The organism is Acinetobacter sp. YH12095 (assembly GCF_013419245.1).
GTDB lineage: Bacteria > Pseudomonadota > Gammaproteobacteria > Pseudomonadales > Moraxellaceae > Acinetobacter > Acinetobacter towneri.
In genome coordinates, this window is record NZ_VPAL01000008.1 from 82,723 (window position 1) to 99,698 (window position 16,976).

Consider the following 16,976-nt stretch of genomic DNA (forward strand, 5'->3'; position numbering starts at 1 on the left):
GTTTGGTAAATTAAACCACTTTATTCAAAGCACTTTTTGAATAAAGTAGGCAATAAAAGTATGCTTGTAAAGTGTCATACACCGTTGTAAGTGTATAGCCAATAATCTTTATTCTTTTGTTGTGCTTGAGGCAAATGATAGATCAACGGCCTTCTAGTACATTTAATACATTCTTATTCAAAATAAATTAAAGGATACCTTATGGCGATTCATGTCATACAAAGCCAACGTATAGAAGTTTTAGTCAATGAAATGCTGAAAACCATACGTCAACCGACATCGAATCCGCTTCAGGTGCTACAAACCCAGCATTTTATTGTGCCTTCAGTGGCAGTAGAAAAGTGGCTGACGGAAAAAATAGCCGAGCAAAAAGGCATTAGTGCCAATACTGAATTTCATCATCGTATTCGTGCCTTTCAATGGGCCGCTTATCAGGCAGTTTTAGACGATAAAGATCGGGTGCGTCAGGCAAATATTCCGCGTATTGTGATGCAATGGCGTGTGTTTTATGACTTACAACCGTGGATACAACACGAACAAAACCCACTTCCTGCCGAGCATGCTTTACATCGTTTGATTCAGCGAATTTATGACAGCGCAGAGCAATTGTCACAGGGTTTAGAAAAGCAGCTCAAAAAGCAAAACATGCTGTATTGGGTGGCAGATAAAGTTTCACGTTTATTTAGCAATTACATGGTTTATCGTGGTTTTTGCCAAAAAGGCTGCGAGGGTGTCTGCCAATGTCAAAGCAATTGGTTAGCGGTTTGGGGACAGCAGAAACGCCTGAACTTAAAGCAGCAAATTTATATCCCTAAAAACTTTGAGAGCGAAGAAGAAAAACAAGCGGCATTGGAAATAGCCGCATTTACTCAAGAGCAAGCCGAAGAATTAGAGCAATGGCAAAGTTGGTTGTGGTTGCATATTTTTCATGCAGATTTTGAAAAAATGCAGGAGATTGATCTGCAATTTTGGCAAGCTTTGGGCGAGCCTGAAAATCCAAATTCGTGTATTAACAAATTACCCAAACAGTTGGTGATTTTTACCTTATTGGATTTGCCGCCAAGTCAGTTGCTGTTTATCCGCCGTTTGGCGCAGTATATGGATATTTTTATTCTGCATTACAACCCATCGCAAGAATATTGGGCAGACATGGTCGATCCTAAGTGGAAATTAAACATGGATGCGCGAATCAAAAGTCGTTTTATTCGTGAGATGGAAAGTCAAAATAAAACCGTAAGTGATGATGATATTGCTGCATATATCAAAAAATATAATGGCGAATTTAATGCCGATATGCGCGAGTCACATCATCCCTTGCTGACACGCTTTGGTAAGCAGGCACGCGATCACTTTTCTTTATTGGCGGCGTTGTCGAGTGGTGATGAAGGCGAGTGGTATGATCTTTTCCCTGAAGAAGAGCCGCAACATTTACTTGGCAAAATTCAATCGGATGTATTGAATTTGGTTGAGCCAGTCGCGCAGGCGTATGACTTAGACCCTGCCGATGAGTCATTGCAAATTCATGTGTGTCATTCAAGTTTACGTCAGCTTGAGGTACTTAAAGATCGTTTAATTGCATGGCTAGGACAAGATGACAGCCGCCAAGCCAGTGATATTTTGGTGTTGAGTCCGAAACTCAAAGAACAAGAATCTTTAATTCGCAGCGTATTTGCTGCACCGCCAAGTGAACGTGATCTCTATCAGAAAGGACAACAAAAATCACAGCAGAATCAAGCCGCTTTAGGGCATCAACTCAGTCAAGATAGTGTGTATTTGCCTATTCAAATTGCAGGCATCAGCTCTTTAGACATTCATAATGCTTGGCGTGCGGTGGTTGGGCGTATAGCGCTAGTACAAGGACGTTTTAGCTTTGAGGAGTTTGGCGACTGGTTGAGTTTGGCTGCCACACAACAGCGTTATGCCTTGAATTTAAACAACATTGAGCGCATGAATGAGTTGTTGGCCAATGCGGGTTTTAAACGTGGTTTAGATGCCGAGCATTTAAAACGCAGCCTGAGTGCAGATGATCAAGATTATCGGTTCAGCTTAAAGTTTGCTTTAGATCGTTTGGCTTTGGGTGTTGCAGTGCCAGAGCATTGCGTGGTTCAGCACACTTTAAGTTATGCCGATGTGCAAAGTAGCGATTTTGAATTGATCTTTAAACTGATTCAAATTTATCAGGATTTTGCACAGCGCCGTGATTGGCTGATTCAGCATGAATTGGGGCAAGCCAAAACGGTGGAATATTGGCTCAAACAACTGATGCAAGACTTGAGTGAGTTTCAGGATGCAGGAGTAGATGTGTTGGCATCGGTGTTTAGTTTGGTGCAAAAACATGACCGTATGCTGACCTTAGCCAGTTATTTTGATGTGCAGTCGGGTCAAGATTTGCGTCATTTAAGCTTACCGCTGGATTATATTCTGCAAGAAATTTCAGCCCAGCTCGAAACTCAACTCGAACAAGCCAGTCCATCGGGCGCCATTACCTTTAGCCAAATTGGTGCAATTCGTCCACTGCCGTATAAGCTGATTGTGATGCTGAATTTGGACAATGGCGTGTTCCCAAGTCGTGACCAGCAATTGGCTTTTGATTTGATGCAATTATTAAAACCACAACTCGGAGATCGTTCACGCATTGAGGATGATCAAGGGGCATTTTTAGATAGTTTATTGTTGGCGCAAGACAGTGTTTGGTTATTTTATAACGGTTTTGATGTCAGCGATGGTGAGGTACGTGATCCATCCGTGCTGGTGCAGGAATTTGTGCAGCATTTGGAGTTGATTGTGAAACATCCCGATGAAGCTAGCGATTCACGCTTAAATTTGAATGGTGTCGAGATTCCCGCACAATTGAAATCTCTTTATCACTTACATAGTTTGCAACCTTTTGATCAACTGCGTTTTGCCGAAAGCCGTGAAGTTCGCTTTAAAGATCAATGGTATCGGGTTGCCAAACAAATGCAGCAAGAAACCACACCACGCGAAGCATGGTTTGGTGAATATCCATTATTGCCACAAGACGTGGTGGTACTCGACAGTATGCAATGGATTCGAGATGTATGTTTCCCTGCACGTGCCTATTTAAAAGCGATTGGAGTCGAAAATTTACAATCCGACACTGCTGCAATGAACCATGAGCCATTGATTTTAAATGGCTTGGAAAAATATAGTGTGCGTGATTTTTTACTCCAACATGGCACGCAAGATGCAGAAAGCTTGTTGCAAGATACTTTACCTGTGGGCAAAACTTTAAATGCCACGTTTAAAACGGGACTGCAAGAACAGCAATATTTACGTGACATACTGCAGCAGTTTGCAGATGAGGCAACCGCAACAACGCAACAGCTTTGGAAAATGAATCCGCATTTGCATATCCGTATTCAAGTGCCTGAACAGCCTACAAAGCTTTGGTGTAGCGTGGTGGCAGCGAGTGCCAGACCAAAAAAATATGCCGAAGTATGGTTGGAATATCTGTTCTGGGTGGCTTATCAGAACACAGAACAGCAAGATTTAGAGCGGATTGTGGTGTGTAAAGATGCGGTGATTCATTTTGCCAATATCCATGCACAGCAAGCACACGAGTATTTAGCCCAGTGGTTTGAGTTCTGGAAACACGCACAGCAATATCCTGTGTTATTGCCTGCGGCTTTGGTTTTAAAAATGAAAGATAAAAAAGAATTTGAAATTCAGTGGGATGAAGCTCAGTCCGATCAAGTTTTGAATATGGAAAGCTTCGTAAAACATTGGCATGACGGTGCTAGGAGGAGCTTTATTGATGAAAGTGAGAAAAATCACCCAGACTGGTCATTTATTTTTCAAGACAGTGAAACTGAACCGTTGTTGATTGAGGCATTTCAGCAATATAGCCATCGACTGTATCAGCCCATCATTGAAAATTATGAATCTGCGAAAAATCTTCAAAAACAAGGGGAATCTGCGTGAACTCATCTAGCCCATTCCCAATTTGTTATGACCCAATTCAAGAGATGCAATTTAAAGGCTTGCATTGGATTGAAGCATCGGCAGGTACAGGAAAAACCTATACTTTATCTAGTTTGATGGTGCGGATTTTCCTGAAAGATTATTTGCCTAATCAGGTGATTGCGACCACATTTACCCGTGCCGCAGCAGCCGAGCTAAAAAGTCGTATTCGTGCACGTTTGCTTGAAACCCAACAATATATCGATCAGTGTTTAAACCAGTCTTTAGATCAGCGTGCCCTTGCAGAGAAAATTACACAACTACAAGACCCTTTACTCAAACATATTTTGCAGAAATATCGTTTAAAACTGGACTATGCCAGTTCACGTTTGAAGTTGGTGAGTGCGCAACTGGATGAGCTATTTGTAGGAACATTAGATAGCTTTAGCCAAAAATTATTGCGTGAATTTTCCTTTGAAAGTGGCAAAATTGAGCGCGCCAATATTACTGACCAAGCATCGGTCTATACCGAACAATTGGTGCATGATGTGCTGCGTGAATGGATTCATGCACAGCCTCAGCATGTTGTGGACTATATGCTGTTATGTGGGCGGTTGAAATCGGCAGCCGATTATGAGGGTTTGGTCAATACCAGTTTAAATTTTGCATCGGCAGAGATTCAAGGCATAGATCAGGCACAGTTGGAGGTTCAGGATTTAGCAGAGGCGTTGCAGAATTTAGCCAGTATCACCATGACGCAAATTGAAGAATTAAAAGAATATTATGATGGTGAATATAGCTTTAATTTTTCCCATTATGTCGCGGGGAGTGATAAGAAGGGGTTGCAGCCACTATTTACAGTGACTTTGCCAAAACTGATTGAAAAAATTAAGCACAGCCCTTTAGAACATTATTTTAATTCACATCTTGCCGCATTGTTTAATGCGGTCTTTGCACTATATTTGAACCAAGACGGCAAGCTCAGAAAATCAATTTTTAACAAAGCGAAAGCACCATGTACGCAAGAGGTGCAAGATGCTTTTTTTGATCATCCTGTGATCCGAAAAATCAAAGCAGTGGTGGATGCCAAACTTAATTTTGAGCATCAAATTGAATTGGTGGAGACCAATTTAAAATTCTATTTGGTACAACACGTCAAACAGCGTTTACCGCAACTTTTACAGCAAAAAGGGGAAACCACTTTTTCCCAACAAATTCGCAGTTTAGCTGAAGCTTTGCAGGGAGAACGTGGGCAGCGTTTTGCACAGTTTGTGCATACGCGTTATCCACTGATTTTGGTGGATGAATTTCAGGATACCAACCAAGATCAAGATGACATGCTGGCACAAATTTGGCGCAATCCAAAGTGGTATGCGCGTGGTTGTATGATTATGGTGGGCGATCCTAAGCAGGCGATTTATGGTTTCCGCGGTGGTGATATGCTGACCTATAACAATGCCCGCGATGATGTGCTGAAAAAACAAGGTCGCATTTACTCGCTCAGACAAAATCATCGTTCAGTGAAAGAGCTGGTCAGTGTGGTGGATGAGTTATTTCAACGCCAACCCGCTTTTGGTGAAAAAGTGATTTATGATCCTGTCATTGCAGGTTCACGTCCTCATCCTGCTTTAATGGATCGGCAACAGGCCAATCCTGCACCGCTGCGTTGGGTAACGGTGGAACATGATCAGGATGAGTCCATTCAAATTGCACGAAAAATTCGCGAGTTATTAAATCAAGGCATTGCAGGCGATTTATATTTTGATCACTCTTCAGGCAAAGTCGCTTTACAAGCCGATGATATTGCCATTTTATCGACCAGTCATCAAAAGCTTGATCAAGCCCAATACGAGCTTGAACGGATTGGAATTCAGGTCAATAGAAGTAGTCAGCGCAGTGTTTTTACAGGCTTTTTAGCCAAAGATGTGGCGGCAATTTTAACTGCAATTTTACATCCTTATGATGAAGCCAAGGTCAAGCGTGCCTTACTGACACGTTTATTGGGTTATAACCTGCAACAGTTGATTGAACTTGAGCAACAGGGGTTAGGTCAGTTTATTTATGACTTCGACTGCATTCGGGAAATGTGGGTCAATAAAGGCTTTTTAACCGCATGGAATTACTGCCTGAACTTATTTAAAATTTGGGAAAATTTGGTGGCAAAACGCAGTTTTGACAATGAACGGCATGTGGTGAATTTACGCCATTTAACCGAATTGCTGAGTCGTCAAAGTGAACGCCATCAAGGGGCTTACATGCTGTATTACTGGTATTTACAGCAAGTTGAATCACCTGCCAAACGCGATTGGGAAATTGAACGAAAACTTTCTAATGCGGCAGGCGTGAAATTGATGACCATTCACCAGTCCAAAGGCTTGGAGTTTAAAGTGGTCTTTTTGATGTCGGCAGATCAGCCGCCCAAATCTGACAAGTCTGCTTTGGTGTTTGCAACGCAGGAAGAGCAAGGCATTGAGCAACGTATCATTGCCATTAAACATAAAGACATAGATGCCACAGCAATGCAGCAGCACAGTGAGCGCCGTTTGGCAGAGTTGAATCGGCTTTGGTATGTGGCACTCACCCGTGCCAGTTATCGGGTCTATGCGATGCTAAAACAGCCTACGCCTGCAAAAGAAGGTAAAAAAGAGGCTGCACCAAAATCTGCTGGTTTAAATGTCTGGCGTTTACAAGCGCCAAGTTCAGCAGAAATTGCAGCAGCATGGAGCTGTGATGAAGCACCTCTGACACAATTGGCGGCAGCATTACAACTTGAACAAGTGCAAGAAATTAAGATTGAAGCTGCAGATTTTCCGCAGCGTCGCTTTTATCCACGAACCAAAACCAGTTTTAGTGGCTTGGCACAACATTTACCTGCCGCCATGCGTAGCGATACTTTGGCATTGGCAAGCGAGGAGCAGGCTGCTGCTGCCGACGAAATCAATCAGGAACCTGTCGAAACGGAACAGGAAATCGTACAGGTGGCTCAACCGATTGCATGGATCAAAGCTAATTTTCAGCGTGGTACTCAAGCGGGGAGTTTTTTACATAAACTCTTTGAATATATCGACTTTCAAGCCAGTCATGATGACATTTTTGAAGAAGTCAAACGCCGTTTTCATAACGACAAAGAGTTTAATTCAGATGTGTTATTGGTAGATTTGATTGCAAAACTCGACACTGCCAAAGGCAGCGCGACTGTGCAGGAAGCAGATATTTTTGCGCACATGACCGAGTGGCTGAAGGATGTGTTGAATACTCCTTTGCACGATACTTTCCAGCTTTCCGCCTTATCTACTGCACATTATTTATCAGAGTTTCCATTCTATTTGGCGTTGGCAGATCAGCGCTTATTTATTCAAGCAATTCAGCAATTGTTTGAAGATGCGGGACATCCTATTCAAGATTTAAATGAAGCCGCTACTGCGCGTTATCTGACAGGCTCAATTGACTTGGTTTATTTTGATGGGCAGTGTTATCACATTGCCGACTATAAGAGTAATTATTTGGGTGCCGATCAGCGCGATTATGAAAAAACCAACCTTGAACACAACATGACCCAATCGAGTTATTGGTTACAAGCGGCCTTGTATTTGGTGGCGTTGCACCGTTATTTGAGCAGTCGTTTGCAAGATTATGATATTCGGCAACATTTGGGTGGAGCCAGTTATTTGTATTTGCGTGGTATGCAGGGGCAAGCAGGGCAAGGGGTTTGTCATTGGCGGCCAGATGCGGAATTTATTCTGCAACTAGATCAAATATTGGGTTACTTTGAACTTAAAAAATAACGCTAAGTCAGCTTATCGACTTAATAAAACAATTGCTTATCCTGTGGATAACTTTGAGGATAACTGTGTGGAAAACAAGCATATTCATTTAAATTCAGCGCAAACCCCAATGCAGGCGTGGATGGATTACCTATGTCAGCCGCCATTTAGCAATGTCACTTTTGATGCTTCAGCGCAAATTTTGATGCAACAGGTACTCGATGCTATTCAGCAAGGGGATAGCTGTATTCCTGCAACCGCAGAACAAGTGGCGGCATTGCAACATTTGCACATGAACTTGCAGCGTAGCGCTTTAAATCCTGATCCACAAATTGCACCGTTTGTATTTGATGGGCAGCGTTTGTATTTGTATCGCTACTGGAAACTGGAACATCAGGTTGCTAGCGATATTTTACGGATTCAGGCGCAGCCGCCTTTGTCCTTTGAATTACAAGCCGAACAGCTTAATTTATTGCAAGATCCACAGCAGCAAAAAGCGTTACAGACTGCGGCAACTCAAAGTTTAAGTATTATCACTGGTGGGCCAGGTACAGGAAAAACCTATACTTTGGCGCATATTGTTGCGGTGCTTAATCAAGCTTTGCCAAATATTCGGATTGCGATGGCTGCACCAACAGGCAAAGCGGCACAGCGGATGGATGAAGCTTTGCAAAATGCCTTGAATAGTCAAGCTTTACAAATGTTTAATGTCGATGCTTTACGTCAATTACGACCCGTGACTTTGCATCGTTTATTGGGCTTAGGCAATACAGGCAAGCCACGTTTTCACGCTAAACAACCTCTACCTTATGACGTGATTGTGGTCGATGAAGCGTCGATGCTGGATTTAAGCCTGTCACAGATGTTATTGGCTGCCATTCCTGCGCAGGCACGTTTAATTCTGTTGGGCGATGCCAATCAATTGGCTTCAGTCGATGTCGGTACAGTATTGGCCGATTTACAGCAAGTGCCTGAACTCGCAAATAACCGTGTCAATTTAGTGACCACACGTCGTTTTGCTGAAGGTGCAAAAATTGGCGCAATGGCGAAGTTTATTCAGCAAGAACATTCTCCTGCACAGGTTTTGGCTGAGTTTGAACAGCAAGTCGTGGCAGCAGGTGAATTAAAGCCAATTCAATTTAAGCAAGTCGAAATAGATGCCCTACAACTGCAATATTTACCTCAGCAAAATGGGCAAATTTCAGCGGAAAATTTAGCGCATTATTATGATCAGCTGATGTATGGTTATCAGGCTTATGTAGCGGTATTAAAAGCACATACTTTGGGCTTGGAACAATCAAGTACAGCATTTCAAGCGCATGTTGAGAATGTGGTGAATGTATTTGATGATTACCGTATTTTAACCGCAATTCGTCATGGTCATTTGGGTTTACAACAACTGAATTTGCAGATTGAAAAACGCTTGTTGCAACAGTTAAAACAAACCAAACATGGCGATTGGTATGCAGGACGCCCCGTCATGATGACCTATAACGATTATCAACTGGGGTTGTCGAATGGTGATATTGGCATCTGTTTTATGCGAGAGCAGAATGATCAGCGCCAGTTTGAAGTATATTTTCCAAGTTTAAATAAGTGGGTGCCTGCAACACGCTTACCTAAAAATATTGAAACCGCATTTGTACTTACTATTCATAAATCGCAAGGTTCTGAATTTACTCATACAGCTGTGGTGTTGGATGCTGCGGCAAAAAACTTGCTGAGTAAGGAGCTGATCTACACTGCCATTACCCGTGCTAAAAAAGTCGTAAGTTTGTTGGTTGATGCGCAAGCTTTGCAGCAAGCTTTGATGATTCGTACCCGTCGCAGCAGTGGTTTATTAGCCAGAATTAATGACGCTTTGGATTGTTAAGTAAAACTGAATAAGAGATGGTTTTGTACGAAATGGCTTACATTGATTCGAGAAATTTGCGCATAGAGATTTCAAGATCTTTTTGAGAAGATGACTTCACATAAAAAGCTCAATAGGGATAGTTGAGCATAATCGCAGAATAATAACGATAAATGTCGAAAGACAGCGAACTGACAGGACGTGAGTGAGAAGAGGAAACTTACAGCCGCTAAGCCTTGTAGTTTTGGGAGAGACTACAGGGCTTTTTTATGCCTGTAAGTTTGGGTGATTTGCAAAATGCTGACAATGCTTACCTGTTGTAAGAAAAAGCTTACAAACAGATACGAGAAATACGACTTCTTTCACTTTAGTATTGTGGCAAAATCTACCACACAAGGACGTGAAAGCAAGAACAGGAATGTTCAGAGAATAAGACGCGAAAACGCGCAAATAACCACAATAAACAAGACAATAAGAATAATAAGACAAGAAACTACAGCGCAAAAAACAGCCCGAGCTATGCTCGGGCTGTTTTATTTTAACGGCAAAATATTCCAGTGGATGAAAAGCAGTTGGCAAAATATTACATATTATCAATCATATACAATTGTATATTTATTTTCCTTAGACACTTTATACCTAACATGATGTGTATACCCTTAGCATAAATCATACTTTTATTGGTACATCTCAAAATTAAAAGTGCTTGTTTGTCGTTCTGTTTTGCAATCGGCACGTTTTTGCCTTAAAATAATGCCCTTGCTGTAGTGATGCACGGCAGTCAATTGAGCAATCAATTGATCGGTATCAAATCTTTTTATTAAGCATCTCGGAGAAATCGAATGGCTTTAACAAACGCAGATCGCGCAGAGATCATTGCTAAATTTGCTCGTGCTGAAAACGACACTGGTTCACCAGAAGTTCAAGTAGCACTTTTAACTGCTCAAATCAATGACTTACAAGGTCACTTCAAAGAGCACAAACACGACCACCATAGCCGTCGCGGTCTAATCCGTATGGTTAACCAACGTCGTAAGTTACTTGACTACCTTAAAGGCAAAGATGTGACTCGTTACAGCGCATTGATTGCTGCTTTAGGTTTACGTCGTTAATTCGATTTAAGCTTTTATTTTCGGACTATTGCATGTTGAATGCTGTATTACTGAAAACTAAAGTATATCTAGCCTTGGCTAGATCAGTGGAAGGGGCGAATGATTCGCTCCTTCTTTGTGTTTAAAAATCGTGTTTCATTCGAGTGAGGTCGGCTTCTAAGCTTTGTCATTTACCTAAACAATTGTATTGTGAATGCCAAACCTTAGGGGTCTCCACGAGAATAATTGTTCACAAGAACTAGGAAAAAATAAAACATGTCGATGTTTAATATTATTCGTAAAGAATTCCAATTTGGTCAGCACCAAGTTGTACTTGAAACTGGTCGTGTAGCGCGTCAAGCCAACACGGTGATGATTACTATGGGCGGCGTGACTGTATTGGTTGCAGTGGTTGCTCAACCAACAGCAAAAGCGGGGCAAGATTTCTTCCCACTGACTGTTAACTATCAAGAAAAACAATATGCTGCAGGTCGTATCCCAGGTGGTTATGGTAAGCGTGAAGGCCGTGCTTCTGAAGCAGAAACTTTAATTTCACGTTTAATTGACCGTCCAATTCGTCCGTTGTTCCCAGAAGGTTACTACAACGAAATTCAAGTCACTGCGACTGTTGTATCTTCTGACAAAACAATGGAAGCTGACATTGCTGCAATGTTAGGTACCTCTGCTGCACTTGCAATTGCAGGTACACCATTCCGTGGCCCAATTGGTGCGGCGCGTGTGGGTTTAATTAACGGCGAATATGTACTGAACCCGAACTTTGAACAAATGGCGCAATCTGACCTTGACCTTGTGGTTGCAGGTACAGAATCTGCTGTATTGATGGTTGAATCTGAAGCGAAAGAACTTTCAGAAGACCAAATGTTAGGCGCAGTGCTTTACGGTCATGACGAAATGCAAATCGCGATTCAAGCGATCAAAGAATTTGCTGCGGCTGCAGGTGCAACTGAGTCAACTTGGATTGCTCCAGAGAAAAACGAAGACCTTCGTGCAAAACTAAAAGAAGCGTTTGAAGCAAAAATTTCTGAAGCGTACACCATTGCGATCAAACAAGACCGTTATGCTGCATTAGATGCACTTCAAGCAGAAGCAGTTGCGCAATTCGTTCCTGAAAATGACGAAACTGGCATTGCAGATGACTTGAACGAACTCTTTGAAGATCTTAAATACCGTACCGTACGTGACAACATCTTGTCTGGTAAACCACGTATTGATGGTCGTGACACCAAAACCGTTCGTGCGCTTGACGTACAGGTTGGCGTTCTAGACCGTGCGCACGGTTCTGCATTGTTTACCCGTGGTGAAACTCAGGCTTTGGTTACCACCACTTTAGGTAATACACGTGATGCCTTGATGGTTGATACCTTATCGGGTACTAAAACTGACAACTTCATGTTACACTACAACTTCCCTGCATATTCAGTAGGTGAAACAGGTCGTGAATCTGGCCCTAAACGTCGTGAAATTGGTCATGGTCGTTTGGCACGTCGTGGTGTGCAAGCAGTTCTTCCTGCAGCAGATCGCTTCCCGTATGTGATTCGTATCGTATCGGACATCACTGAATCGAACGGTTCATCTTCTATGGCGTCTGTTTGTGGTGCATCGTTATCACTTATGGATGCAGGTGTTCCATTGAAAGCACCAGTTGCGGGTATCGCAATGGGCTTAGTGAAAGAGGGCGAGCGTTTCGCGGTACTTTCTGACATTTTGGGTGATGAAGACCACCTTGGCGACATGGACTTTAAAGTTGCGGGTTCTGCCAACGGTATTACTGCATTGCAAATGGACATCAAAATTGAAGGCATCACTGAAGAAATCATGGAAGTTGCATTAAACCAAGCTTATGCAGGTCGTATGCATATCTTAAATGCAATGAACCAAGTGATTTCACGTGCGCGTCCAGAAATTTCAATGCATGCACCAACTTTCCAAGTGATTAACATCAACCCAGACAAGATTCGTGACGTGATTGGTAAAGGTGGTGCTACCATCCGCCAAATTACTGAAGAAACTAAAGCGGCAATTGATATTGAAGACAACGGTACAGTGCGCGTATTTGGTGAAACCAAAGCTGCTGCACAAGCTGCTGTTGCAAAAATTCAGGCTTTAACTGCTGAAATCGAGCCGGGTACAATTTACACAGGTAAAGTAATCCGTATTGTTGAATTCGGTGCGTTCGTAAATATCCTTCCGGGTACTGACGGTTTACTTCACATTTCTCAAATTTCAAATGAGCGTATTGCCAACGTTGCAGACGTGTTGAAAGAAGGTCAGGAAGTGAAAGTACAGGTTGCTGATGTAGACAACCGTGGTCGTATCAAATTAACTATGAAAGATATCGAACAAGCGTAATGCTGTGTTGATGATCTGAAATGGTCAAAAAACCCGTATTCAATCTGAATGCGGGTTTTTTTATGCTAAAAATTTTGTTGCATCGTACAAACCATCTTTGTTGTATGAAAAGCGGCATAAATTACAGCATGTATTTGAAAAGAAGCCTGATCCATGCTTAAACTGAGTACATCTTAAAATCTCAAAAAACCGTACAAGAAAACTGAAATAGAGTGCCCGTTCTATGCAAAGTTATTATTTTTATCTGCATACCAATCATAAAACCAATATTTATGTGCAAAAACAGCCAATTGAAGGGCTTGAGCCTGAATTTATCTGGATTGATTGCACCCGTGATGATGTGCTTAACCGTGCAGAACAGTGGCAACAAGAGATTTTTCAGTACAGTCAATTATCGCTCAATGAATATCATGTGCGCGATATTTTAAATATAGAGCATCCATGTGCGTTTGATACTTTAGATGATTATGACTTATTGATTTTCCGTAAACTGATCACACCCGAAGACCGTATTGCAACAGGGCAACAAGTCGGGGAGAAACATGAACGGATTTTTGGACTGGCCACTACGCCGATGAGCTTTATTATGACACCGCAGATTTTGATTAGTGTGCGGGAACAGGGCAATAAAGTCATGGAAAGCTATTTGTCACGTGTGGAAGCAGCGGTACAACGCCCGATTGAAGAACAGAATAAAGCACGCAAACTGGCAGCAACACCGTTAGACTTAACCTTGCGTTTACTGAATTTGGTAGCGGATGATTACTTGGATATTCGCATGCCGCTAACCCGCCGTGTGGAATATTGGCAACAAGAGTTGTTGCAGGGACATCGTCGTTTTACCCGTTGGCATCAATTGCTGCAAGAAAATATGGCGTTTCAGCAAGTTGAAAATTTATGTGAAGAGCAAATAGAAGCCTTGCAGGAATTGCGTGATGAAATTGTCGATAACTACCCACATTTACGTGGCAAAAAACGTAGTGAACGGCAGGATATTATTTTGGTACGTTTGGATGATTTGACCAGTCACATTGAACGAATTCAAAAGCATACCATTCGCTTACGCTCTGCAGTGCAAACCGCAATTGATCTGCATTTTTCTGCTATTGCCAACCAGACCAATGAAAACATGCGGATTTTAGCCATCATTACCGCAGTTTTTGCACCTTTGACTTTATTTACAGGGGTGTATGGTATGAACTTTGAGTTTATGCCGGGGCTGAAACACGCACAGGCCTTTTGGATCATGCTTGGGGTAATGGTGATGACTACTTTGTTGTTGCTGTATTATTTTTATCGTAGGCACCTTGTCGGTCTGGGTGAAAAAAGTGTGATTGATATGTTGGCACAGCAACATAATGACCAACCCATGAATTTATTTTGGTTTTTAGACTATGAACCCATTAAGCAAACCGTGAAAGGCACCATTAAAGAAGTCGAAAAACTGACTAAAATTAAATAATCCAGAAGATAGACTTGCAGATGTGGTGATAAATTGAGTTCCACATCCAATATATGTCACAAGATAATTCGTTGATAAAAGTTGTCCACAGACCTCAAAAGTTATCCATAGGACTGATAAGCTTATCCACAGATTGAACCAGATAGGCAGACACTTAGCTCAAGATGGCAGTTTTTTGAATGCTGTTTTCAGACTTGAATACGCCATCTTGTTTTGCTTTTTGTCTTTTCTTGCTGTGTCCTGCATTTGATCGTATGAGGATTTGCAGTTCAGACTTGTATGTATTTTTAAGCCAATTGATCATTTTGTGCATTACGCAGCAAGTGATACATTTCATCTTTTAGTCTTAATTTTTTGCGTTTCAGCGCTTCAATGTCATCATTAATTTGATGCACAGGATCAAGCTCTAACTGGCTGATTTCACGGTCTAGCTGTTCGTGATCTTCAAAAATTTTTGAAAAATGTGGATTGCTGTCGCGTAATCCCTGAATTAAATCACGAAACTCAGGAAACATATTTTTAATCTTCTTGTTGCAGTCTTTAGTTTTCATTGTGTAGATCATTCTCATCAAAAAAAAAATTTACGGGCATAGAAAGAAAAACGCTCTAGCAAGGTGATGAATCACACAGCTAGAGCGTGAGGATTAACTATGTTGAAAATTCAGATGTTTAACTTCTTTACGTAATTTTTGTACTTCATCAATCAGGTCAAGCATCATGGCGACAGCTGAAAAACTGGCATCAAAATCACGTTGCAACCGATAGGCTTGGCGTGCACGGCTGACATCTTCACCAAAAAATTGGTGGATACGTTCGGCAGGGCGGGAAGGCAGGATGTCATATTCTAAAAGTTGTAAGACCCATTCAGGGCTTTGCCCACACGCTTCGGCAAATTTTTTTAAATCTAACTGGGTAAATTCTTCAATAATTTCTGTGTGCTGTCCGTCTGAAGTGATTTCACGATATAAAATAGTGGTCATGGCATACTCCTTCTGATCGAATTCAAACGAGTTGGCTCGCCTGAAATGAGGGATTGCTTTACATCAATAATTGGTGGATATCCAATAAGTGATTCTCTTTAATTTAGCCTGTGTACGCTGTAATAGAATCTTTTATTTGTATTCCTTTGGTGAAATTCAGCCAACCCTTTGCTGTGCTCACGCCTGTTATATTGATGTGTCAATTTGGCTTGTGCGTATAGATGTCTTATAGATATTAGTCTATTTTTTATTCAATGCCATCCTTTATTTCAATATTTTGGATTGAACGGTCGTATGGTGTTTAAAAGGATTGTTTCAAAATTTGGTAATAAAAAGGGTTCTTAAAAAGAACCCTGTAAATCAATGTTTTAGTTTTTGGAATTAGTATTTTACCCAAGTCACGCTGCGACCAATCACTGAAACACCTACATAGCCACGTAAGGTGAGGCGCTTACCGTTAGCGCTTAAACGAGCTTTGCCTTTATAAACTTTACCGCCAATTGGGTCTAAAACATGACCTTGGTTAAATTCACGTGGGTTTTTAGCATCTTGTTTAAAGCCCCAAATAAATGGCAAGCCAATAAAAGGTTTATTCTTTAAGTTACCTGGACAATTGCTACAAATCACCATTTTTTCTGCACCCGGAATATTACGGGTTTCCACGATAATGCCTTCATACGTGCCATCTGGCTTTTTGCGAATTTCGACATCGGCACGCGAATAACCAGTGCGGTCATCAATGGTTTTCCATTTACCGACCAGTAGATCGCTTTCTGCAAAGCCAACACTTGAGAGGGTTGTTAAAACTAAACCCACAAAAATCCCTCTGAAATTTATTTTCATGAACAGCATCCCCAAAATTGTTATTTAAAAAAATAGAGTAAAAATTCTATTTCGGGTTTTATAGCAAGAATGTAATAAACAAGCAAATTGAGCAGTGTGAGATGTCAGGCAGGAAAAGATATAAGTGTTATGGAGTTGGTAATTTAAATCTAATCATTCCGATAAAAGTGTGCAGAACACAGCTTTTATCGTATTGGTGAGGAATAATATCAGTATTTCACCCACGTCATTTTGCGGCTGGCATTGGTGGCAAGGTCTACATTATAAAGGGTTAAATGTTTGCCATTGCTGCTTAAACGTGCACGAGTTTTATATTGTTTACCTGTGCGCGGGTCTAAATAGTCACCTTCATAAAATTCAATTTGATTGCTTGGCGTAGCTTTTAAGTGACTTAATGGCACAAAACCTAACAGTGGCTTATCTTTATTTTTACCCGTACAGAGTGTGCAATTTTCCAAACGCGGTGCGCCAGGAACCGCACGTAGTTCTATAATCGTAGCGGCATACGCACCTTGTTTATCTTTACTCATGACTACGTCAGACAATGAAAAACCTGTGCGGTAGTCTAACCCCAGTTACGGATAAGCCAAAGATTTAATCACATGAATTTTAGGCTTATTCTTTTGGCAAAGTTGATACGCACATAGTGAAGAAAATACGCCTGCTAAAAAACCAGCAATCGAACGATGTTTA

At 41.5% G+C, this 16,976-nt stretch carries 10 protein-coding genes and 1 pseudogene; 6 read left to right on the top strand and 5 right to left on the bottom strand.

Features of this window, described 5'->3' with window-relative positions; translation table 11 throughout:
- The first annotated feature begins 201 nt into the window (after positions 1-201).
- The 6 genes from FTU35_RS07815 (at position 202) to FTU35_RS07840 (ending at position 14,460) form a co-directional block, all read left to right on the top strand.
- Positions 202-3,942 carry an exodeoxyribonuclease V subunit gamma gene (locus FTU35_RS07815; protein ID WP_154321105.1) on the top strand — a complete coding sequence of 1,247 codons (3,741 nt, stop codon included), beginning with the start codon at positions 202-204 and terminating at the stop codon, positions 3,940-3,942.
- A gap of 44 nt (positions 3,943-3,986) precedes the next feature.
- Positions 3,987-7,706, top strand: a complete 3,720-nt coding sequence (locus tag FTU35_RS07820) for a UvrD-helicase domain-containing protein (RefSeq protein ID WP_154321286.1) — start codon at positions 3,987-3,989, stop codon at positions 7,704-7,706.
- Between the two features lie 109 nt (positions 7,707-7,815).
- Entirely contained in the window at positions 7,816-9,558 is a 1,743-nt protein-coding gene (gene recD / locus FTU35_RS07825; RefSeq protein WP_218945015.1) for an exodeoxyribonuclease V subunit alpha, read from the top strand.
- A gap of 821 nt (positions 9,559-10,379) precedes the next feature.
- Positions 10,380-10,649 (top strand): 30S ribosomal protein S15, encoded by a 270-nt coding sequence (gene rpsO, locus FTU35_RS07830; protein ID WP_004975922.1) that lies wholly within the window; start codon positions 10,380-10,382, stop codon positions 10,647-10,649.
- Between the two features lie 261 nt (positions 10,650-10,910).
- Positions 10,911-12,998 (top strand): polyribonucleotide nucleotidyltransferase, encoded by a 2,088-nt coding sequence (pnp, locus tag FTU35_RS07835; protein WP_171501141.1) that lies wholly within the window; start codon positions 10,911-10,913, stop codon positions 12,996-12,998.
- A 223-nt stretch (positions 12,999-13,221) separates the two neighbouring features.
- Positions 13,222-14,460, top strand: a complete 1,239-nt coding sequence (locus tag FTU35_RS07840) for a magnesium transporter CorA family protein (protein ID WP_004975927.1) — start codon at positions 13,222-13,224, stop codon at positions 14,458-14,460.
- Between the two features lie 287 nt (positions 14,461-14,747).
- Here the strand turns inward: FTU35_RS07840 and FTU35_RS07845 are convergent, their stop codons facing one another.
- The 5 genes and pseudogenes from FTU35_RS07845 to FTU35_RS07865 all read right to left on the bottom strand — a co-directional run.
- The gene (locus FTU35_RS07845; RefSeq protein ID WP_026438326.1) at positions 14,748-15,011 is read right to left on the bottom strand and encodes a YdcH family protein; all 264 of its coding nucleotides are present in this window, start codon (positions 15,009-15,011) and stop codon (positions 14,748-14,750) included.
- A gap of 93 nt (positions 15,012-15,104) precedes the next feature.
- On the bottom strand, positions 15,105-15,440 hold the full coding sequence (locus tag FTU35_RS07850; protein ID WP_004975930.1) for a chaperone modulator CbpM: 336 nt from the start codon (positions 15,438-15,440) through the stop codon (positions 15,105-15,107).
- Between the two features lie 381 nt (positions 15,441-15,821).
- A complete protein-coding gene (locus FTU35_RS07855) occupies positions 15,822-16,283 on the bottom strand; it encodes a DUF2147 domain-containing protein (protein WP_154321103.1) in 462 nt (153 codons plus the stop codon).
- Positions 16,284-16,492: 209 nt separating this feature from the next.
- Positions 16,493-16,813: a DUF2147 domain-containing protein gene (locus tag FTU35_RS07860; protein WP_257224310.1), complete on the bottom strand. Its 321-nt coding sequence runs from the start codon at positions 16,811-16,813 to the stop codon at positions 16,493-16,495.
- Between the two features lie 45 nt (positions 16,814-16,858).
- Positions 16,859-16,976, bottom strand: a pseudogene (locus tag FTU35_RS07865) (IS982 family transposase); the annotation flags it as partial.